The sequence below is a fragment of the Micromonospora sp. NPDC005710 genome, assembly GCF_040630995.1.
GTDB lineage: Bacteria > Actinomycetota > Actinomycetes > Mycobacteriales > Micromonosporaceae > Micromonospora.
Map to the genome: position 1 here is coordinate 271,074 of NZ_JBEXYP010000001.1, position 19,555 is coordinate 290,628.

At 69.7% G+C, this 19,555-nt stretch carries 20 protein-coding genes and 1 tRNA gene; 10 read left to right on the plus strand and 11 right to left on the minus strand.

Annotation, left to right across the window (positions count from 1 at the left end; all coding sequences use genetic code 11):
* The first annotated feature begins 3 nt into the window (after nucleotides 1–3).
* Genes ABZ406_RS01315 through ABZ406_RS01325 form a run of 3 tightly spaced genes read left to right on the plus strand, consistent with a single transcriptional unit; the run spans nucleotide 4 to nucleotide 2,307 of the window.
* Nucleotides 4–528 (plus strand): MauE/DoxX family redox-associated membrane protein, encoded by a 525-nt coding sequence (locus ABZ406_RS01315; RefSeq protein WP_357755038.1) that lies wholly within the window; start codon nucleotides 4–6, stop codon nucleotides 526–528.
* A complete protein-coding gene (locus tag ABZ406_RS01320) occupies nucleotides 521–1,237 on the plus strand; it encodes a thioredoxin domain-containing protein (RefSeq protein ID WP_357755040.1) in 717 nt (238 codons plus the stop codon). The genes ABZ406_RS01315 and ABZ406_RS01320 overlap by 8 nt, the downstream gene beginning before the upstream one ends.
* Nucleotides 1,234–2,307, plus strand: coding sequence for a hypothetical protein (locus ABZ406_RS01325; RefSeq protein WP_357755043.1), 1,074 nt, complete (start codon nucleotides 1,234–1,236; stop codon nucleotides 2,305–2,307). Before ABZ406_RS01320 ends, ABZ406_RS01325 begins: the two co-directional genes overlap by 4 nt.
* A gap of 178 nt (nucleotides 2,308–2,485) precedes the next feature.
* Here ABZ406_RS01325 and ABZ406_RS01330 read toward each other — a convergent pair whose 3' ends face one another.
* Genes ABZ406_RS01330 through ABZ406_RS01345 form a run of 4 tightly spaced genes read right to left on the minus strand, consistent with a single transcriptional unit; the run spans nucleotide 2,486 to nucleotide 5,161 of the window.
* Nucleotides 2,486–3,238: an ABC transporter ATP-binding protein gene (locus ABZ406_RS01330; protein ID WP_357755046.1), complete on the minus strand. Its 753-nt coding sequence runs from the start codon at nucleotides 3,236–3,238 to the stop codon at nucleotides 2,486–2,488.
* Nucleotides 3,235–4,005 carry a cobalt ECF transporter T component CbiQ gene (gene cbiQ, locus ABZ406_RS01335; RefSeq protein WP_357755048.1) on the minus strand — a complete coding sequence of 257 codons (771 nt, stop codon included), beginning with the start codon at nucleotides 4,003–4,005 and terminating at the stop codon, nucleotides 3,235–3,237. Before cbiQ ends, ABZ406_RS01330 begins: the two co-directional genes overlap by 4 nt.
* Before the next feature lie 14 nt (nucleotides 4,006–4,019).
* A complete protein-coding gene (locus ABZ406_RS01340; protein ID WP_357755050.1) occupies nucleotides 4,020–4,448 on the minus strand; it encodes a PDGLE domain-containing protein in 429 nt (142 codons plus the stop codon).
* Nucleotides 4,445–5,161 (minus strand): energy-coupling factor ABC transporter permease, encoded by a 717-nt coding sequence (locus ABZ406_RS01345; RefSeq protein ID WP_357755052.1) that lies wholly within the window; start codon nucleotides 5,159–5,161, stop codon nucleotides 4,445–4,447. The genes ABZ406_RS01340 and ABZ406_RS01345 overlap by 4 nt, the downstream gene beginning before the upstream one ends.
* A gap of 164 nt (nucleotides 5,162–5,325) precedes the next feature.
* Here ABZ406_RS01345 and bcp point away from each other — a divergent pair, with 164 nt between their 5' ends.
* The 4 genes from bcp (at nucleotide 5,326) to ABZ406_RS01365 (ending at nucleotide 7,131) form a co-directional block, all read left to right on the plus strand.
* Nucleotides 5,326–5,802: a thioredoxin-dependent thiol peroxidase gene (gene bcp, locus ABZ406_RS01350; protein WP_357755055.1), complete on the plus strand. Its 477-nt coding sequence runs from the start codon at nucleotides 5,326–5,328 to the stop codon at nucleotides 5,800–5,802.
* A gap of 30 nt (nucleotides 5,803–5,832) precedes the next feature.
* On the plus strand, nucleotides 5,833–6,429 hold the full coding sequence (locus ABZ406_RS01355) for an HNH endonuclease (RefSeq protein WP_357755057.1): 597 nt from the start codon (nucleotides 5,833–5,835) through the stop codon (nucleotides 6,427–6,429).
* A tRNA-Leu gene (locus ABZ406_RS01360) sits at nucleotides 6,420–6,493 on the plus strand. The genes ABZ406_RS01355 and ABZ406_RS01360 overlap by 10 nt, the downstream gene beginning before the upstream one ends.
* A gap of 110 nt (nucleotides 6,494–6,603) precedes the next feature.
* Nucleotides 6,604–7,131 (plus strand): GNAT family N-acetyltransferase, encoded by a 528-nt coding sequence (locus tag ABZ406_RS01365; RefSeq protein ID WP_357755059.1) that lies wholly within the window; start codon nucleotides 6,604–6,606, stop codon nucleotides 7,129–7,131.
* Between the two features lie 4 nt (nucleotides 7,132–7,135).
* Here the strand turns inward: ABZ406_RS01365 and ABZ406_RS01370 are convergent, their stop codons facing one another.
* Together ABZ406_RS01370 and ABZ406_RS01375 are read right to left on the minus strand one after the other, a co-directional pair.
* Nucleotides 7,136–8,122, minus strand: a complete 987-nt coding sequence (locus tag ABZ406_RS01370) for an expansin EXLX1 family cellulose-binding protein (RefSeq protein ID WP_357755062.1) — start codon at nucleotides 8,120–8,122, stop codon at nucleotides 7,136–7,138.
* Nucleotides 8,123–8,239: 117 nt separating this feature from the next.
* Nucleotides 8,240–9,058: an MOSC domain-containing protein gene (locus tag ABZ406_RS01375; protein ID WP_357755064.1), complete on the minus strand. Its 819-nt coding sequence runs from the start codon at nucleotides 9,056–9,058 to the stop codon at nucleotides 8,240–8,242.
* Between the two features lie 334 nt (nucleotides 9,059–9,392).
* Between ABZ406_RS01375 and ABZ406_RS01380 the strand changes: the two genes are divergently transcribed.
* Both ABZ406_RS01380 and ABZ406_RS01385 read left to right on the plus strand, forming a co-directional pair.
* The gene (locus ABZ406_RS01380; RefSeq protein ID WP_357755066.1) at nucleotides 9,393–10,319 is read left to right on the plus strand and encodes an LCP family protein; all 927 of its coding nucleotides are present in this window, start codon (nucleotides 9,393–9,395) and stop codon (nucleotides 10,317–10,319) included.
* A 248-nt stretch (nucleotides 10,320–10,567) separates the two neighbouring features.
* On the plus strand, nucleotides 10,568–11,995 hold the full coding sequence (locus ABZ406_RS01385) for a sugar transferase (protein WP_357755462.1): 1,428 nt from the start codon (nucleotides 10,568–10,570) through the stop codon (nucleotides 11,993–11,995).
* Nucleotides 11,996–12,026: 31 nt separating this feature from the next.
* Here ABZ406_RS01385 and ABZ406_RS01390 read toward each other — a convergent pair whose 3' ends face one another.
* From ABZ406_RS01390 to ABZ406_RS01410, 5 genes are all read right to left on the minus strand, one after another.
* A complete protein-coding gene (locus tag ABZ406_RS01390; protein ID WP_357755069.1) occupies nucleotides 12,027–13,289 on the minus strand; it encodes a DUF1501 domain-containing protein in 1,263 nt (420 codons plus the stop codon).
* Between the two features lies 1 nt (nucleotide 13,290).
* Nucleotides 13,291–14,559 (minus strand): DUF1800 family protein, encoded by a 1,269-nt coding sequence (locus ABZ406_RS01395; RefSeq protein ID WP_357755071.1) that lies wholly within the window; start codon nucleotides 14,557–14,559, stop codon nucleotides 13,291–13,293.
* Between the two features lie 93 nt (nucleotides 14,560–14,652).
* Nucleotides 14,653–15,663, minus strand: coding sequence for a hypothetical protein (locus ABZ406_RS01400; RefSeq protein ID WP_357755073.1), 1,011 nt, complete (start codon nucleotides 15,661–15,663; stop codon nucleotides 14,653–14,655).
* Entirely contained in the window at nucleotides 15,615–15,941 is a 327-nt protein-coding gene (locus tag ABZ406_RS01405; RefSeq protein ID WP_357755075.1) for a glycosyltransferase family 39 protein, read from the minus strand. Before ABZ406_RS01405 ends, ABZ406_RS01400 begins: the two co-directional genes overlap by 49 nt.
* 334 nt (nucleotides 15,942–16,275) lie before the next feature.
* Nucleotides 16,276–17,157 carry a GH25 family lysozyme gene (locus tag ABZ406_RS01410; protein WP_357755077.1) on the minus strand — a complete coding sequence of 294 codons (882 nt, stop codon included), beginning with the start codon at nucleotides 17,155–17,157 and terminating at the stop codon, nucleotides 16,276–16,278.
* 319 nt (nucleotides 17,158–17,476) lie between these two features.
* Here ABZ406_RS01410 and ABZ406_RS01415 point away from each other — a divergent pair, with 319 nt between their 5' ends.
* The gene (locus ABZ406_RS01415; RefSeq protein WP_357755079.1) at nucleotides 17,477–19,528 is read left to right on the plus strand and encodes a S8 family serine peptidase; all 2,052 of its coding nucleotides are present in this window, start codon (nucleotides 17,477–17,479) and stop codon (nucleotides 19,526–19,528) included.
* The last annotated feature ends 27 nt before the right edge of the window (nucleotides 19,529–19,555 follow it).

The following is a 19,555-nucleotide window of genomic DNA, read 5'->3' on the forward strand; positions in this document are numbered from 1 at the left end:
CAAATGAGCGTGACAGCACCCTCCACCCGGGGCGGCCGTTGGCCGGTGGTCCGACAGTGGCTCGGCATCGCGGCCCGACTCGGCCTCGCCGCCGTCTGGCTGGTCGCCGGGGCGTCGAAGGTCAGTGACCTCGCCGCGTCCGGGCGGGCCGTCAACGCGTACCAGGTGCTGCCGTACGACGCGGCGACAGTGATCGGCGCGGCCCTCCCCTTCGTCGAGTTGGCGTTGGGCGTGCTGCTGCTGCTCGGGCTGGCCACCCGGCTCGTCGCCGGGGTCTCCGCCGCGCTGCTGGTGGTCTTCATCACGGGGATCGCCTCGGCCTGGGCGCGTGGGCTGGCCATCGACTGCGGGTGCTTCGGCAGCGGCGGGCAACTGGCGGCGGGGCAGGCACCCAGTTACCTCCCGGAGATCCTCCGGGACCTGGGATTCTTGGTTCTGGCCGGATTTCTGCTGATCTGGCCGCGTACGCCGGTATCGGTGGACGGGTGGTTGTCCGGCGAACCCGTTGTGGAGGACGAGGATGAGTAGTCGCAAGGGGCAGCGGGACGCCGCCCGGGTGGTCCGCGAGCAGTTGGCCCGCGAGCGGCGCCGCCGCCGCACGATCTGGGTCTCCGCCGCCGCTGTCGTCGTCCTGGTCATCGCCGGTGTCGTCGGGTGGGCCGTCTGGTCCAGCCAACGCTCCGACAGCTTCACCACCCCGCCCGGCGCCAACGCGGCCGGCACCGGCATCGTCACCGGCGGCGGGCCCGTCACCGTCGACGTCTACGAGGACTTCCTCTGCCCGGTCTGCAAGCAGTTCGAGCAGAGCACCGGGGCCACGCTCGAACAGTTGGTCGCCGAGAAGAAGGCGACCGTGGTCTACCACCCGGTCGCGTACCTCAACCGTTTTTCCACCACCGAGTACTCCAGCCGCGCCTCGGCCGCCTCCGGCTGCGCCGCGGCGGGCGGCAAATACCACGAGTACGCCAAGGCGCTCTTCGCCCAGCAACCGCCGGAGGGCAGCGCCGGGCTCACCGACGACAAGCTCATCGACATCGGCACCGGCGTCGGCCTCGACCGGGGCTCCTTCGGCAGCTGCGTGAAGGACAAGACGTACCGGACGTGGACCGAACACGTCACCGACGACGCCAGCCGCAGCAACGTCGCCGGCACGCCGACCGTCAAGATCAACGGTCAGCCGCTGGAGAACCCCACCCCGGACGCCCTCACCGCAGCCGTGGCGGCGGCCGGCAAGTGATCCGTACCCTGCTGGGCCGCACCGGCCTGGTCGTCGCCGCAGCCGGCCTGGCGACAGTGACCAGCGCGGCGCCCGCCGCCGCCCACGGCGCCGACGCACCGGACGGCACCGACTACCGCACCCGCACCACAGGGGTCGCACCGGCACGGCCAGGGCTCGAGGTACGCGTCATCGAGGCGGGCGCCCGACTGGAACTGACAAACACCACCGGCCACGCCATCGAGGTCATCGGCTACTCCGGCGAGCCGTACCTGCGCGTCGGCCCCGACGGGGTCTACGAGAACACCCACTCCCCCGCCACCTACCTGAACCGCACAGTCACCGGAGACACCGCGCTCCCGGCCGAGGCCGACCCGGCCGCCGCACCAACCTGGCGGCGGATCGCCGACGGCAGCACCGCGCGGTGGCACGACCAACGCGCCCTGTGGCAGGAGTCGGCACCACCGGCCGCCGTACGCGCCGCGCCCGACCGCGAACACCGGGTCCGGGACTGGACCATCCCCCTGCGCGACGGCACCGACCCGGTGATGATCGGCGGCACGCTCGACTGGGTGCCGCCGCCGGACGCGTACACCTGGTGGGCGGTGACCATCGTGGGGATACTCGCGGTGGGTGCCCTCGGCCTGCTCGCGGCCACCGCCCGCGCGCACTCCACGCTCGGGGTGTTGCTGATCGGCGGCGGCACGCTGGCCGTCGGGTACCCGGTGGGCCGAGAGTTGGACGCCGGCGCCCAGGGCGTCGGCGGGGTGCTGATCGGGCTGCTGTCCGGGCAGATCTGGTCCCTGCTCACCGGCCTCGGCGCAATCGCCGCCGGGTGGTACGCGCTGAAACGCCGCCCGGGCGCGGACTTCGTCGTCGCCCTCGCCGGGGCCTGCCTGGCCCTCTTCGCCGGAGCGGCGAACGCCGCCGTGTTCGCCCGAGCCATCGCCCCGGTGCCCTGGTCACCCACCGCCGCCCGGGTGATGGTGGCGCTCTTCCTGGTCACCGGTGCCGGTGCGACAGCCGCCGGCATCCTGCGCCTACACGCCGCCGCCCAAGCCGCCAAACCAACCCCCGCCCCAACCCCCTAACCCGGCCCTCGACCCTGACCCGACCCCGGCCCTCGGCCTCGACACTGGCCTCGACCCCGTCGATCTTGCACTTTGTGTTGACGATATGCGGCATTCGCGGCAAAGGCGGGGACAGAATGTGCAAGATCGCGCGGGGCGGGCGGGGTGGGGGCGGGGCGGGGGCTGGGCTGGGCTGGGGTTACGGGGTGAAGCCGTAGGGGAGTTCCAGGCGGTGGCTTGCCAGGAGGGGGGTGTTGGCGAGCAGGGTTCGGGTGGGGGCGTCGGCGACGATCCGGCCGTCGTCCAGGATCACCGAACGGTCGCACAGCTCCGCCGCGTACGGCAGGTCGTGCGTGACCATCAGCAGGGTCACCGGCAGGCCGCGCAGGATCTCGGCGAGTTCACGACGGGCCGCCGGGTCCAGGTTCGACGACGGTTCGTCGAGCACCAGGATCTCCGGGTGCATGGCGAGCACTGTGGCCACCGCCACCCGGCGGCGCTGCCCGAACGACAGGTGTTGCGGGGCCCGGTCCCGGTGTTCACTCATCCCCACGGCGGCGAGCGCCTCGTCCACCCGGGTGGCCAGCTCGGCCCCGCGCAGACCCAGGTTCGCCGGCCCGAACGCCACATCCTCCGCCACGCTGGGCAGGAACAGCTGGTCGTCCGGGTCCTGAAAGACGATGCCCACCCGGCGGCGCACCTCGGCCAGGGTGGGCCGGTCCGGGGTGACAGTCAGCCCGCCGACGCTCACGCTGCCCTCGGTAGGGGTGAGGATGCCGTTGAGGTGCAGCACGAGCGTGGTCTTGCCGGCACCGTTGGGCCCGAGCAGCGCCACCCGGTCGCCGCGCGGCACGCTCAGGTCGACCCCCCGCAGGGCGACGTGCCCGTCCGGGTACGCGTACCGAACACCCCGAACGTCCAGCGAGACAGCGGTCTGCACGTCACCGATCATGACAGCACGACGGCGGTGGCGGCGATGGAGGCCGCCAACACCGGCACGGTCGCCGCGACCAGCCACTGACCGGCGCTCGCCGCACCCTCGCCCTGCCACACGGCGGGCATCCGTCCGGTGTAACCCCGGGACAGCATCGCCAGGTAGACCCGCTCGCCGCGTTCGAAGGCGCGCAGGAACAACGCCCCGATCCCGGCGGCGAAGCCGCGCAGCTGCCACAGGAAGCGCGGGTCGTCGCCCCGGGAGATCCGGGCCACCCGCATGCGCCGCGCCTCGCCGACGAGCACGTCGAGGTAGCGCAGCATGAACGTGGCGATCTGGGTGAGCACCTGCGGGCAGTGCAGCCGGTCCAACCCGACGATCAGGTCCCGGGTGGTGGTGGTAGCGGCCAACAGCAGCGAGGCCAGCACCCCCAGCGTGCCCTTGGCCAGGATGTTCCACGCGCCGTGCAGCCCGTCCTCGGACAGTCGCAGACCCAGCACCTCGACCCGGTCGCCGCTGCCGAGGAACGGCAGGGCGACGGCGAACAGCACGAACGGCAGCTCGATCAACGCCCGGCTGAGCAACCACCGTGGCCCCACCCGGGCCAGCGCCGCCACCGCGGCCACCAGCACGGCGTACGCGCCGAACGCCCAGAACGCCTCGCGTGGGGTGGCCACCACGGCGATGGTGAAGACCACCATCGCCACGATCTTGACCTCGGGTGGGAGCCGGTGCACCGGCGAGTTCGACTCGCGGTACAGCACGTGCCCGTGACCGGCCCCCATCCGCGTACCCCTGTTCAGCTTGTCGTGGCGGCGCGCGATGTCGCCGCGTCATCCTCGGCGGGCGTGGCAGCCTCGGCGGGCGTCGCCGTGGCGTCCTCGGTTGGCGTGCCGCCCCGACGGCGCAGCAGCCAGAACCCACCGGCCCCGATCGCGAAGGTGACGAGGACACCGAGCACCCCGGAGAGGCCGGTGGAGAGGAAGCTGTTCCGCACGCCCCGTACGCCGTAGTCGGCGAGCGGGCTGTCGGCCAACTCGTGGTCCTGGGCCTGCTGCGCCGGGCAGCTCCCTCCGACGATGTTGTCGTCGGCGTCGACGGTGCAGCCCTTGAGCAGGGACGAGTCCAGCCCGTCCGGGTGGGACGAGGCGTAGTTGCTCACCACACCGGCGAGCAGCAGGGCGACCAGCAGGCCGCCGGCCAGGAAGGCCCAGGATCGGTTCTTCATCGGACACCTCCGGCGACCGGGACGGCGGGGGCGGCGGGCGTGCGCAGGGAACGCAGCGCGTACACCAGGTCGGGGCGCACCTTCGCGACGGTGAGCACCGTGGTCGCGGTGATCAGGCCCTCGCCGATGCCGATCAGCAGGTGGACACCGGCCATCGTGCCGGCCAGGCCACCCAGGTTGTTGCCCAGGTCGGTGGTGCCACCCAGCCAGTACTCCAGGACGAAGCCCTGCGACGCCACCACCACGCTGAGCATGGCCGCGACGAACGCGGTGACGGCCAGACCGGCGCGCGTGCGGGGCAGCACCCGCAACAGCAGGGCGATGAGCGCGTACGCCGCGGCGGTGCCGAGCAACGCCATGTTCGTGATGTTGAGGCCGAGCATCGCCACGCCGCCGTCACCGAAGATCAGTGCCTGTACGACGAGCACCACTGCCACGCAGAGCGCGCCGACCCACGGGCCGACGAGCATGGCGGCGAGCGCACCACCGAGCAGGTGGCCACTGACACCGGCCGTGAAGATCGGGAAGTTGAGCATCTGGACGGCGAAGATGAACGCCGCCACCAGGCCGGCCATCGGGGCGAGCCGGTCGTCCAGGTCGCGCCGCCCGCGCAGGACGCAGGCGGTGAGCGCGGCAAGAGCGAGCGCAGCGAAGATCGCTGCGACGGGACCGTCGATGATCCCGTTCGAGATGTGCATCGCCAGTGTCTCCACGCGACCTCCCACGCGTCAGCGGGCCCGAGCGGGCCGGCGTGGGTCAGCCTATTTCCCATGCCTCGTTGTTGCCAGACTCTGGCAACAACGGATGGCCTTGATCACTCCAGGTCGGGTTCCGCCGGCCCGCGGCACTCGTCCGGCTCGGCGGTAGGGTCGGGGCCATGACCTCGCCCGACCGTCTCTTCCCCGGTGACCCCGCGCCCGAGTTCACCCTCGCCACCGACACCGGCGACCAGCTCTCCCTCGCCGACCTGCGCGGTCGCAAGGTCGTCCTGTACGCCTACCCGGCCGCGATGACCCCCGGCTGCACCAAGCAGGCCTGCGACTTCCGCGACTCGCTCGCCTCACTCCAGGCCGCCGGCTACGAGGTCGTCGGCATCTCCCCGGACAAGCCGGAGAAGCTGGCAAAGTTCCGCGATCGCGACGCCATCACCTTCCCGCTGGTGTCGGACCCGGACAAGGCGGTGCTGATCGCCTACGGCGCGTACGGCGAGAAGCAGCTCTACGGCAAGACCGTGACCGGCGTGATCCGCTCGACATTCGTGATCGACGCCGACGGCAAGGTCGAGCGGGCGCTCTACAACGTCAAGGCCACCGGGCACGTCGCCAAGCTCCGCCGCGACCTCGGCCTGGACTGACCTGTCAGACCCGTTCGCTACGGTCCGTCAGTGGTCAGATACAAGTACACGCCCGAAGCGTTGGCCGCCGCTGCCGCCGCCGCCCGCAACATCACCGAGGTGATGCGGCTGCTCGGTGTACGCGTCAGCGGTGGCTCGCACGCGCACATCAGCCGGCAACTCAAACGGTTCGGCGTCGACACCTCGCACTTCACCGGTCAGGCGCACAATCGAGGCGTGCGGTGGCGGCGGATGTCTCCTACCGAACTGTTGGTAGTACTACCGGCCGGCTCTCGTCGAATTCCGGGCATCCGCCTCAGACGCGCCCTCGCGACAATCGGCCTGGCCGAGGCCTGCGAGGTGTGCGGCACCGGGTCGATGTGGCAAGGCGCCAGGCTGACACTGCACGTGGATCACATCAACGGCGACTTTCTCGACAACCGGCCACGCAACCTCCGTCTGCTCTGCCCTAACTGCCACAGCCAGACCTCCACATACGCTGGTCAGCGACGACCCGCTCTCGTCGAGCCCGAGGTGGTCTACGATCCTGATGCGGTTACTCCGACCGGCTTTCCGATAGGCAGGCGACTGCCTCGTCGGGACGAGTGCCCGTGGACGCTCGTCGAGTACAGCTTCAAGGGGCCGTAGCCCAACGGCAGGAGGCATGCGGTTTAGGTCCGCACCAGTGCGGGTTCGAATCCCGTCGGCCCTACAGCTTCCTCACCTGGCAACGGATCCTGGCTCGAACGGAGTCGGGATCCGTTGTCGGGCGTGTCGCGGGTCGCGGGTCGCGGGCCTGGTTGTCGGGTCAGGATGGCGAGCGTGACTCTGCGCTTCGTTCTCGACCCCGACCTGACCCCGCAGCTTCGTGCCGAGATCGTCGACCTCTGGGTGGACGTCAGCAACGCGGGCGGCGCGGTGGGCTTCGTGCCACCGGTCACGGTCGCCGACGTGCGGGTGATTGCCGATCCGACCTTCGCCGGCATCGCCGACGGGCCGGACCGACTGCTTGTCGCCTACTGCGGGGGCCGACTGGCGGCCATGCTGATTTTCAGCGACAACCGGTTCCCACTCAAGGCCCACTGGTGCGTGCTGAAGCGGGTGATGGTCCGCCCGGACGCCCAGGGCACCGGCGTCGGCTCCGCGCTGGTGGCGGAGGCCGCCCGGCTGGGCAGGGTGTTCGGCCACGAGGCGCTGCACGTCACGGTGCGCGACGGGCTGGGGTTGGACAGGTTCTACAGTCGCCTCGGGTATCGGGAGATCGGCCGGCTGCCGCGCGCGTTGCGGGTGGCAGCCGATGACGACCGGGACGAGATTCTGATGTGGCTCGACCTGACGGCTGCCGTCTGAGCGGTCAGCCCGCGCACCACCGGGCGTTCGCCTGGGCGGAGCTGGTGGTCGACGGGTCGGCGGCCGGCGGGCTGGTCCGGGCCACCTCGACCTGGCGGGGGGTCGGCGTCGGCGTGACAACGGGTCGTTTGCTCGGTGGCCGGGTCGACGCGGAGGGACGCCGCGTGCCCGCCCCGGCGCCCGGTGCGTACATCCGGACCGTGCTGTTCTGCACCTGGCCCGGGGCCATCCGGATGCCGCTGACGGTGGCCCGGTTGCCGTAGACGTCGGTGACTCGGAGGGTGAACGGGCCTGGTCCGGCACCCGAGGCGATCAGCCAGTAGTTGTAGTCCTGCCGGGCGGCCGACTGCCAGGGACGACTGTCGCCCTGCCGGACCTCGACCGACCGCAGTGGGTTGCCGTGGTTGCCGATGCGGACGGCGAACCACCACTGCGACGCGCCCTCCTTGATCCGGAAGGTGAGCGGTCCGGGCAGCGGCGGGTTGACCACCGCGCGGTAGGTGACCGGGACGAGGCCCTGGACCGGGTCGGCGATCCGGGCGAACGCCTCGCGGGACAGGTCGAGGTGGCCGGGCGCGCACTCCGGACATTGATCCATGATGAGCACCCGGACGCTGCCCTTCGGGCCGACGACGTCGAGGAATCCGCCGCAGGCAGCGCCGGCGGAGTATTCCGTCGGACCGAGCGCGACGTAGAGCCGGTTGGCCGGGGCGGCCGGGTTCGAGCAGTTGCCGCCGGCACCCTTGGAGTCGTAGAAGGTGGCCTTGCCGCTGTGTGTGGCGTTGCCGGTGGGCGGGGCGGCGAGCGTCCGAGCGGCGGCGCAGGCCGGGGCGGAGCCGGAGCGGAGGGCGAGGGTGAGCCCGAGTGTCGCCGCGAGGACTGTGACGCCGGTGGCGACCAGCCAGGTCTTCACGCCGGATGGAGGCGGCGTCCGGGTCTCCGGAGGATGGTCCAGGTCGATGTTGATGTCGACAGCGCTTCCATCCGTCACGACGGCGATGCTGCCGGACCCGGGCGCGTGCCGACAAGCGGGCTAAGCCAAAGCTAAGACAGCATCGACGGACGGTGACCGTGGCATGCCGATTGCCGGTCGGTGGTCGGTGGTCGGTCAGGACTCGACGACGACCGGGGCGCCCACTGCCAGTGGTCCACTGTCGAGGGGCACCAGGTTCAGTCCGAAGAGGATCTTCTGCGCGATGTTGCGGTGTCGCCCGAGGGTGCGCAGCGGCTCCTTCGTGCGTACCCCGGTCTCCTGGTCGGTGGTGGTCACCACGCAGCGTTCGCACGGCCCGCCGGCCCGGAACATCCGGTCGCCGATGCGCAGCGGCCGGCCGACCCAGTCGTCCTCGGCCCAGGCCGGCGCACCGCTCACCACCAGGTTGGGTCGGAACCGGGTCATCGGCACCGGTTCCTCCCCCGCCTCGGCCAGCCAGTCGTTGAGGCCGTCGAGGGAGGCGGCGTTCGCCAGCAGCACCGGGTAGGCGTCGGCGAAACTGACCTGGTCACCGGTGTCGTGTTCGCGGCTCCCGGCGGTCACGTGGCGGGTCGGCTGGGCCAGCCAGACCAGCCGGACCGGTCGGCCGAGCAGGTCACCGAGCCAGTCGTCGGCCGCCGGACCGGCCGGCAGCGCGGGGACCGGGAACGTACGGCTGCGAAAGGTGCGCACCGCTTCGGGTTCACCACCGGCCGGCTCCGGCACGTCGAGGTCGGGTCGCCCGTCGGCGCGCAACGACAGACCGCCGGGGCGCACCGAGGCGCGCAGGCCGACGAGCCCGGCGGTCTCCCGCTGGGTGACGCCGACGCCGTCGGCGTCCACCACCATCCAGCGCCGGTCGCCGGCCAGGCCCCAGGGGTGCACGAACGCGCCGTCGTGGTCGAGGCGGTGAGAACCCTTGACGGGGTACGTGTGAATCGAGGTCAGCCGCACCCGGTTACCATCCCATGCCGATCCCGTCGCCAGGTACCAGTGGTTGGCCGGGCTCGTCGCGTAGCTGCGCGATGTCCACCGCTGCTTCACAGCCGGTTCAGGCATTCGTTGGCGGAGGAAGTCTTTTGGCCAGATGTGCAGCCGGATGGGCCGGACGGGGTACATGCCTGTAACCGAGAATCAGTAGCATCGCGGCATGCAGTATCGCCAGGAGTACGTGGAACCCCAGACCCAGTTCATTGACCCGCAGTCGAAGCCTGAGCCCACTGAGGCGCCCCGATCGCGGCGTCGCCGCCCCCGGTGGCAGAAGGTCGCTCTGATCACCTTTCTGGTGATGGCGTTGCTCGGCGGTAGCGGTCTCATCGCAGGCGGGCTTTACTTCCGCTCGATCAATTCCGGGATCGACCGGGTCGACGCGTTCGCTGACGTGCCCGAGGAGGGTCGTCCGCAGGCAGCGGCCAAGGGCGCGCTGAACATGCTGATTCTGGGTAGCGATTCCCGTGATCCGGAGGGCACTACCGGTTCGCGTACCGACAGCATCATCCTGGCCCACATTCCGAAGGACCGATCGAGCGCTCAGCTCGTCTCGATCCCCCGCGACACCTGGGTGCCGGTGCCGCGTTCCAAGGACGGCAACAACGGCGGCCGGGACGCCAAGATCAATGCAGCCTACGCCTGGGGTGGCGTGCCGTTGATGGTGCAAACCGTGGAGAAGTTCACCGACGTCCGGGTCGACCACGTCATGATCATTGACTTCGCTGGATTCGTTGAGATCATCGACGCGCTCGGCGGCGTCGATATCGACTCGGAGAAGTCGTTCACCTCGATCCACCCGCCGTTCCGCAACTTCAAGCAGGGCATGCAGCAGATGGACGGCGAGGCCGCGCTCGACTATTCGCGGCAGCGTAAGCAGTTCGCGGACGGCGACTTCGCCCGGATCCGGCACCAGCAGCAGGTCATCAGGGCAATCATGGACAAGGCAGCCTCCGGCGGCATCCTGACCAACCCGAGCCGGCTCAACTCGTTCGTCAAGGCCTCGTCCAGCGCGGTCGCGGTGGACCAGAAGATGTCCCTGCTGGACATGGCGACCGACCTGCGCGGCCTGCGCGGCGGCAACATGACCTTCCTGACCAGCCCGACGAAGGGCACCGGCCGGGTCGGCAGCGAGAGCGTCGTATTCGCCAACACCGAGAAGGCAAAGACGTTCTACGGCGCGGTCCGGCGCGACGCGGTACCGGAGATTCTGGCCGCCGGGAAGTAGGGCATTCAATTGTCCATCCGGCTCTGGCGGCGCAGCTGAGCGGCTCATATCCTGCGATCGCCCGAAGGCGCGACATGTAAGGCCGAGGGTAGTCACGGGGAGGAACGATCATGTCACGCCATTCGGCGGTCAGTTATTCGAGCACGCCTGACGGGGCCTCGCAGCAGCCGGTGGTGCCGCAGCAGGCGGCTCCACAACGGGCGGCGGCAGGGGGCGAGCTGGCGAACGACGCGCCAACAGTGGCCGCGATGCCCCGCGTCGAACGTCCTGACCCGGCGGTCAAGGCGATGGTTCCCGGTCTCGACACGACAGCGGTGCTGCCCTACGCCAGCTCCAAGGCCTCCACCGGCACGCGGTTCCTGCGCGCCTGGATGATGACGGCCCCGGTCGATGTCGTGGCGCTGCTGACTCCGCTGCTGCTGACCCAGAACTACTGGCGCGGGACGCTCGCCAACGCCGCCCTCACTGTCGCGATCTTCGCGGCGGGTGGGCTCTACCGGGCCCGCCGGCACGTCAGCATCCTCGACGAACTGCCGATCCTCTGCGGGCGGCTGCTGGCTTCGGCCGCGGTGGTGGCCATCATCGCGGCCGAGCGGCACGCCTCGGTGGAGTACGTGACAAGCTTCATGCGCGCCGTCGCACTCTCCGCGGTGTTGGTGATCGCCGGTCGTGCGCTGAGCCGGAAGTTCACCATCGTCGCGCGGCGGCGGCGGTGGGTGGAGCACAACGCCATCATCATCGGCAGTGGTCCGATCGGCGTGGAGCTGGCCCGGCTGCTGCGGCGCTACCCGCAGTACGGTCTGCGCTTCGTCGGCTGCGTCGACGCGTCGCCCCGTCAGGACTCCGGCGGGGTTCCGCTGCTCGGCACCCTCGACAACGTCGAACAACTGGTCCGGTTGCTGAACTGCGACGTCCTGGTCATCGCCGACCCGGACTGCACGGAGTCCACCCTGATCGCGACCCTGCTCCAGCCCAACACCTCACGGTGCGACCTCTGGGTCGTGCCGCGGCTGTGGGGGTCCCGGTCCCAGGCCGGATACCCCGACCACATCGGTGCCATCCCGATCGCCAAGATCGGCGACACGACCCTGTCCGGCCCGCGCTGGGCCATCAAGCGGGCCTCCGACGTTCTCGTCGCCACGCTGGCGCTCATCCTGCTGAGCCCGGTGCTGCTGCTCTGCGCCATCGCCACGTTCATCGACGGTGGTCGCGGCATCTTCTTCTACCAGGAGCGGATCGGCAGGTACGGCAAGCCGTTCAACGTCATCAAGTTCCGGTCGATGCGCCCGGTGGACGAGCAGGAGTCACAGACCAACTGGTCCATCGCGCACGACCGGCGGGTCGGCCCCATCGGGCGGTTCATGCGGCGTACGTCCCTGGACGAGCTGCCGCAGCTCTGGAACATCGTGCGTGGCGAGATGAGTGTGGTCGGGCCCCGACCGGAGCGGCCGCACTTCGTGGAGAAGTTCTCCGCCGAGTATCCGAACTACGCGATGCGTCACCGGGTGCCCGTCGGCCTCACCGGGCTCGCGCAGGTCAGTGGCCTGCGCGGCGACACCCCGATCTCCGACCGGGCGCGGTTCGACAACTACTACATCGAGAACTGGTCGCTCTGGCTCGACGTCAAGGTGGTGCTCCGGACGGTCGCGGAGGTCTTCCGCGGTGGTGGTCGCTGACGGCCACCACCGGCCGGTCCGGTCGTGACAGTCAGTCGCGGGCGAGGAACGGCAGCATCGTCGGCTGGTATCCGCCGCCGACGTAACGCGCCGGATCGGCCTGCAACACCGAGGCCAACAGGGTGCCGACGACGTCCCGGAAGTCCGTCGTCGCCTTGAGGTCACCGTCGTCCAGGTCGGTCAGGCTCGGCTGCTCCCCGTAGAGCCCGCCGGCGACCTGGGAGCCCAGCACGAGGACGGGGCCGGCGGTTCCGTGGTCGGTGCCGTCGGAGGCATTCGCCCGGACCCGCCGGCCGAACTCGCTGTAGACGACAGTGGTGACCTGTCGACCGGCCTCGGTGCCCGACAGTCGGCCGGCGAAGCTGGTCAGCGCCTGGTCGAGCTGACGCAACAGGAACTCGTGGCCGAGCCGCTCCGAGGCGTGGGTGTCGAAGCCACCGAGGCTCACCGAGTACACCCGGGTGGGGACCCCGGCCTCGACACACTGCGCCACCCGCGACAGCTGCGCGGAGAGGATGTTCGACCCACCCGTACTCGTGGCGGGGCTGTCTGGCTGCACTGTGGTCGGCGGCGCGGCGCTGGCGGCCTCGGCATCCCGGATGAGCTGGTCGATGTCGATGAGGTTGGCGTACGCGTCCGCGGCCCGGGCCTGCAGCTCCGACTCGTTCGGCTCCCGCCGCCCCAGTGCGCCGACCAGGTCCGCGGTGAGTCCGGGCGGCAACTTGAGCCCACCGATGCTCACGCAGGCCCCCGTGCGGCTCTCGCCGGCGAGCAGGGGTGGCAGCATCGGCTCGAAGCTGACCGCCGCCTCGGGCGCGGCCCTCGTGCCGTCCAACCAGCGGCCCACCCAACCGGAACTGGTCGGGCCGCTCGGCGAAGCGGTCTGCCAGATGTCCATCGAGCGGAAGTGGCTGCGATCAGGTTTCGGATAGCCGACCCCGAGGACGACTGCCAACCGTTGCTCGCCCCACAACGAACTCAGGCCCTTGAGCATCGGGTTCAGCCCGAGCGCGTCGTCGAGGCGAAGCACCCGCTCCGGTTCGTAGGCCAGCTCGGGCCGGGCCGCGTGGTAGGCCGAGCTCGCGTACGGGACGACAGTGTTGAGGCCGTCGTTGCCGCCGTAGAGCGTGACGATGACCAGCTTGGACGTCTTGCGGTGGTCTTCGCGGCCGGACGCCTCACTGGCGGTCCGCAGCAGACCGCCCAGGCTCAGTTTGGCCGCACCGGCGACGAGAGCACTGCCGCCGACCACGCCCGAGGCCAGGAAGAATCTGCGCCGGGTCACTGCATCCATGTCACGTCACCAGGTATTCCGGGCTCGCCAAGCCGATTGTCAACAGCCGCTGCGGGTCGGTGGTGGCCTTCAGGACCGCGTACGTCCTGTTGGTCCAGGTCTCGATGGTGAGCACGTGCGCCACGTCCTCCGGGGTCAGCCGTTGGGCCGGCACCAACTGGGCGAGCCGGCCGGCGAAGTTCAGGCGGGTCTGCGCCGCCCCCACCGTCAACCACTCCACCCCGGCCGGCCATCCCTCGACGCTCGGCGGCGCGAACGGCAACTGGCCCAGCCGCTCCAGACCATTGAGGACGTACGTCGACATCTCGTCGGACAGTTCCCCTGGCCGCAGCCCCAGATGCCGCATCGCGCCGACGAACCACTCGGTCGGCTGCTTCACCAGTTTGCCGGCGCTGGCCCGGAACGCCTCATCCTCGAAGAGTTTCCGCAGCATCGACATCGAGTGCGGAAACGAGGCCACCATGGCGTCCCGGGTCGACTTGGGAATCGGGTCGGTCGACGAGGCGTAGCGGAACCACAGTCGCTCGGCGATGAACGCGGCGCACCTGTCCTGCTTGAGCAGGAAATCGACGAGCGTGTGGGCGTGGAAGTTCTTCGTCGCACCGAGAATCGTCTTCGCCCCGTTGTCGTGCCAGGCGGGGTTGAAGTAACTGCGGGCGCCGTCGTAGTCGATCCGCCAGCCGGTGAGCGCACGACCCGCGGCCTTCACGTCCCGTTCGGAGTATCTGCCGATGCCGAGCATGAAGAGTTCCAACAATTCGCGGCCGAGGTTCTCGTTGGGGGCTGCACGGGTGTTGGATTCGCCGTCGAGCCAGAAGACGAGGGCCGGGTCCGTGATCATCTTGTGCGCCATCACGGAGAAGTCGAGTGAGCTGCGCAGGTTCTGGTGCTGCAACAGCATCATTTGTGGCCGCATCACCTTGCGCACCGAGGTGGCCCAGTGCCCGTGCCAGAAGAACCACAGCTTCTCGCGGGTCTGGTGATCGGCGACCGTGAGGCGGTCCAGCCACCACCGGGTGAGCCGCTTCGTCTGCTCCCAACGCTCCTCGCTCGCCGTGGCACGCTGCGCGGCGGTCGGGTGCGACAACCCGGAGAAAGGGTCCGGGCCCAGAACCGGCACGGGTGCCAGCGAGGCTCCCACATCCGGGGCTGTCGGCGCCGTGAGAGCGGCGACTGTCGCTTCGTAACCTGCCTTCTTCGCCGCTGCCAATTCGGCGGCGGTGGGGCCGAAACCGGCGCGGCGCAGGAGCAACGCGAGTTCGTCGGCCATGGCAGCAAATGTATGCGACGTCGATGGGACGGTCGAGCCGCGGGTCTGATTTCCACCCATACCCCGCAGAGCCCGGACAGGCGCGTGCGGGCCCTAACCGGTGGTGGTCGACCCGTTCCGGGCCCCGAGCAGCACCTCCCGACCGGTCTCGAACGTGTAGGTCTGCCGCACCTCGTAGTGCTGCCTGATATCCTTGATCTTCCATCCGGGGGCGGTGAGTGGGTCCTCCGACGCCCCGTTGACGCCAGCGGCCGGACCGATGAGCCAGATGCGGTCGGCAGTGGCCAGCCGGCCCTGGATGTCGATGAACTCGGTCGCCTCGAGCGTCCCGTTGCTGGCCGCCGTCTGCTTCATCAGGATGTCCGGTGGCTGGACCGCCGGGGCCCACTCCAACTCGCTCAGGTAGTGCGTCAGTGTCGGCCGCATCGACCAGGCGAAGTCGGTGTAGACGACGACGTCGCCGCCGGCAACGTTGTCGTGGATGGCGGCGGCCATGCCGCGGGTGTCCGGTGAGTCGTGCGTCTGCCGCACCGACTGCTGCACCGGCAGCGAGAGGAGCACCAACGCGGCCACGACCGCCGCCGCGCGGACGACCCACGGCAGCACTGCCACCGCGCGCGGGCGCGAGATGGTGACCGTCGCGGCCGCCAGCACCGCGACCGGCGCCAGCAGGAAGATGCCGTACCGCGGCACCCACACCGGTGCGATGAACGAGGCACCGATGACAACGACGACCGGCACCGTGCTGAGGACCACCAACTCGACGTACCGACGGGTCGGCACGGCGAAGTAGGCAGCGGCGGCGAGCAGCACCAGCAGGTAACCCACCACCGGGCTGAAGGCGACGTCGCCGGGCAGCGCGCCGACGGTCTTCCACGTCGGTGTCTGCACCCAGTGCAGTTGGGAGTACCGCTGGCTGCGACCGAGCCAGATGAGCGGTGACACGACCACCAGAGCGCCGGCTATCGCCGCTGCCGCCCGCCACAGCCGGCGATCCCGCTCCGGCCACCACGCCAGCGCCAGGATCACCACGTGTGCGGCAAGCACCGAGAGCGCTACCAGGTGGAAGACCCCGGTGAGCGCCAGACAAAGCGCGTATCCCACCCACCGCCACCAGGAGGGGAACGCCACGGCCGTGAGGAGCAGCAGGGACGAGAGCGTCGCGAAGAGGAAGGCGAACGCGTACGGCCGGCCGTGTGGGCGAAGAACACCAGGCTGGGTATCGCCGAGCAGATGATGCTGGCGAGAATTCCGGCGGCCGGCCCGGCCACCCGTCGACCGATCTCGGCGGTCACCCCGGCGCCCAGCGCCATCGCCACGAGCGAGGGCAGGCGTAGGACCACATCGGACTCGCCGAAGACCGTGACCAGCACGTGAATCACCAGGTAGAAGGGCGTGATGACAGCGTCCTTGTAGCTGGCGAGATCGAGCAGCTCCCCGAACGACCGGGTCGCCGCGGAAAGTGTCGCGCCCTCATCCCAGTCGAGCGGAACACCCGTCAGCGATCAACCGGCAACCAGCAACATCACGGCAGAACCGATGCTGAAGGGAGCCACCTCGTTTTTTCCGGCGCGCACCAATTTCTCCCACCCGTGATGTTGCGAGGAGACTAGCGGACCGGCTGGTCGCACCCGGCGGCGCACGTTCGCAATTGCCCGACGGCAAAGTGTCGAGGTAATGAATTGCGGGCGACGTTCCGGAGCGTTGTCGCGCCGATCACCGAAGCTTCGGCGCGATCGGCCGGCGGGGCACCGGCCGGCCGGGAGGCGCGATGCTGACCTCGGGGCTGGTGAGCCGGGTCAGTCCCGCGTAGTCGCCATTGAAGACGTTCTTGCTGTAGTTGCCGGGCTGGGACGAATCGCCGGGTGCGTACTGCCAGATGGTCTCGGTGGCCCAGCCGGCGGGCAGCGGCGGCCGGGTCGTGGTGTAGCCGGCGATGTCCAGCAGGAGACCGCCGAAGGAGGCGTCACTGTTGGTGCACGGGTTCCAGAAGTTGGTGTTCGTGTAGATCATCATCGGCCGGCCGATACGTGCCTTGACCTGGTCGGTGAACACCCGAACCCAGTTGGTCAACTGCGTCGGGGTCAGCCCGTAGCAGGTCGGGGCGCCGCCCCAGTACGGCCACTCGAAGTCGAGCATCGGCACCAGCGTGCGGGAGTCCTTCGCCCACCGCATGTTGTCGATGAAGTAGTTGGCCTCACCCACCGGGTCACGCCCGTCCGGACGGGCGAAGTGGTATGCGCCGACGAAGAGACCCGCCGCCTTCGCCGCTGTGTAGTCGCCGTCGAAGAACGGATTGAGGTAGTCGTTTCCCTCGGTGGCCTTGATGTAGACGAACGTGTTTCCCTCCGCCACCACCCCACCCCAGTTGATCGGCCCGAGGTTGTGGTCGTGACTGGACACGTCGATGCCCTGGATCGTGTAGCCGGCAGGCGGGCTGGCCAGCGCGGAGACCGTGTTCTGCCGGACCCCCGCCGGGCCACCGGCACTGGCACGGCCACCACCGTCGGGGGTGGTCGCCGCGCCCGCGGACGTGGTGCCGAGCAGGTTGACAGCCAGCGCCGAGGCGACCAGCACCGGAATCCATTTCCGTGACATGAGTGGCCCGAATCTCCTTGCTCAGGAGCCGACGCTTCGCGGTTCGTCAGCGCACGTCGACATCGCGCGGACCGGCGGATCAACCGGTGCGAAAGTACGCTCGCACTTTACGCAAGTGAGGGCCCATCGCGCTGCCCCGCTCGGCAGAAGTGAATGGAACCGTAGCGGAGCAACAGCCCGCCGATGAGTTCACCATCAATCAGTCCGAACGGCTGAGCCATCGATGGCACTGTTCAACGAAGATGGGCAGCGTCTCTGCCGAAAGGCGGGGACCTTCAAGTGCGTCCGCTCTGGACGCTGACCCCACGGGGAGTCTCACGTGTTCCAACTTCGCCGAGCTGGTCGCTCGGTCACGGCAGGGCTCGCCCTCGCCGTAGTCGCAGCTGCAACGATCTCCAGTGGCGGTGCCGCGTACGCCGCGCCGTCGGACGGGCAGAAGCTGCCGCGGGCCCTCAAGTCCGCCGACAAGGGTGCCATCAAGGACAGCTACATCGTGGTCCTGAAGGACACCAAGGCCGACGCGGCCGCCGTCGGTGCCAGCGCCAAGGCTCTCACCAAGCAGTACGGCGGCGCTGTCTCCCACACGTACAACCGCTCGATCCGGGGCTTCGCCGCCCGGATGAACGAGGCGCAGGCCAAGAACCTGGCCACCAGTTCCTCGGTCGCGTACGTGGAGCCGAACCGCAAGGTGTCGAAGAGCGACACCCAGCTCAACACGCCGTCGTGGGGCCTGGACCGCCTGGACCAGATCTTCGCGCCGTTGAACAAGCGCTACACCTACCCGAACACGGCGAGCAACGTGCACGCCTACGTCATCGACACCGGCATCCGCATCAGCCACCAGGAGTTCGGTGGGCGGGCCAGCAACGGGTACGACTTCGTCGACAACGACCCGGTCGCGAACGACTGCAACGGGCACGGCACGCACGTCGCCGGCACCATCGGCGGCACCAACTACGGTGTGGCCAAGGCCGTCAAGCTGGTCGGCGTGCGGGTGCTCGACTGCGAGGGCAACGGCACCTACGCCGATGTGCTGGCCGGCATCGACTGGGTCACCGCCAACGCGGTGAAGCCGGCGGTCGCCAACATGAGCCTCGGCGGTTCCGCCGACGCCGCGGTCGACGCCGCGGTCGAGGCCTCCATCGCCTCCGGCGTCTCGTACGCCGTCGCCGCTGGCAACGACAACGACGACGCCTGCCTCCAGTCGCCCGCCCGGGCGGCCTCGGCGATCACCGTGGGAGCGACCGACGAGGTCGACTTCCGGGCGTACTTCTCCAACTACGGCCAGTGCGTGGACATCCACGCGCCGGGTCACAACATCCCGTCGTCGGTGGCCAGCAGCGACACGGCGATCGACAGGTACAGCGGCACCTCGATGGCGAGCCCGCACGTCGCGGGCGCCGCCGCGCTCGCACTGTCCGCCAACCCGACGTGGACGCCCCTTCAGGTGCGTAACAACCTCGTCTACGGCGGCACCCGCCGGGTCGTCCGCAACACGGCGTTCACCGGCACGAGCGACGTGATGCTGCGCATCGGCACCACTGCGGTTCCGCAGGTCACCGGCCTGCGCGCACTGGCCAACGGCAAGACCGTCACGGTCGGCACGGGCGGCACCCAGCCGCTCAAGGCCAGCCAGGTGCCGAGCCAGATCGGTGATCTGGAGAAGTTCACGATCGTGAGCGCGGGCACCGGTTACATCGCGTTCTCGTCCTGGGCGAACGGCAAGTACGTCAGCGCCACCTCCGGCGGCGCCGGCTCACTGATCGCCAACGCCAGCGCCATCACCGACGCGGAGCGGTTCCAGGTGGTGATGCAGGGTGACGGCACGACCACCCTGATCGCCAAGGTGAACGGCAAGTACGTCACCGTGCCGTCGGGTGGGGCCAGCCCGCTGATCGCCAGCTCCACGACTGTCGGTACGGCCGAGAAGTTCATCTGGGCGTCGCCGGCTGCTGTCGTCGTCCTGAACTCGGTGAAGAACAGCCGGATCGTGACCGCGCCGAGCACCACGTCGCCGGTGATCGCCAACGGCACGACCGTCGGCAACCCGCAGAAGTTCGACATGCTCGACCTGGGGGACGACGGCGTCGCGCTGCGGTCCCACACCAACTGGCGCTACGTCACCAGCGCGGTCAACAGCAGCGGCAAGCCGACCGCGTTGATCGCCAACTCCACCACGCTCGGCACGCCGCAGTCGTTCTGGCTCTACCACTGGGGCGACGGCACCATGGGGCTGCAGTCGCAGACCAGTTACAACATGGTGGTGGCACCGAGCACCACCTCGCCGCTGATCGCCAGCTACGACCCCTCCTCTGAGGACCCGTGGCCGACGGGGGCGGACTTCACCCACGTCGTTCAGACCGTGGGCTAAGCACCAACGCCTGACCGTCGCGTCCTG

Excerpts from the sequence above, each read along its gene's own strand:
- ABZ406_RS01315 (WP_357755038.1), top strand. The coding sequence starts at position 4 with ATGAGCGTGACAGCACCCTCCACCCGGGGCGGCCGTTGGCCGGTGGTC.
- ABZ406_RS01320 (WP_357755040.1), top strand. The coding sequence starts at position 521 with ATGAGTAGTCGCAAGGGGCAGCGGGACGCCGCCCGGGTGGTCCGCGAG.
- ABZ406_RS01330 (WP_357755046.1), bottom strand. The coding sequence starts at position 3,238 with ATGATCGGTGACGTGCAGACCGCTGTCTCGCTGGACGTTCGGGGTGTT.
- cbiQ (WP_357755048.1), bottom strand. The coding sequence starts at position 4,005 with ATGGGGGCCGGTCACGGGCACGTGCTGTACCGCGAGTCGAACTCGCCG.
- ABZ406_RS01340 (WP_357755050.1), bottom strand. The coding sequence starts at position 4,448 with ATGAAGAACCGATCCTGGGCCTTCCTGGCCGGCGGCCTGCTGGTCGCC.
- bcp (WP_357755055.1), top strand. The coding sequence starts at position 5,326 with ATGACCTCGCCCGACCGTCTCTTCCCCGGTGACCCCGCGCCCGAGTTC.
- ABZ406_RS01380 (WP_357755066.1), top strand. The coding sequence starts at position 9,393 with ATGGCGTTGCTCGGCGGTAGCGGTCTCATCGCAGGCGGGCTTTACTTC.
- ABZ406_RS01385 (WP_357755462.1), top strand. The coding sequence starts at position 10,568 with ATGCCCCGCGTCGAACGTCCTGACCCGGCGGTCAAGGCGATGGTTCCC.
- ABZ406_RS01390 (WP_357755069.1), bottom strand. The coding sequence starts at position 13,289 with ATGGATGCAGTGACCCGGCGCAGATTCTTCCTGGCCTCGGGCGTGGTC.
- ABZ406_RS01395 (WP_357755071.1), bottom strand. The coding sequence starts at position 14,559 with ATGGCCGACGAACTCGCGTTGCTCCTGCGCCGCGCCGGTTTCGGCCCC.
- ABZ406_RS01410 (WP_357755077.1), bottom strand. The coding sequence starts at position 17,157 with ATGTCACGGAAATGGATTCCGGTGCTGGTCGCCTCGGCGCTGGCTGTC.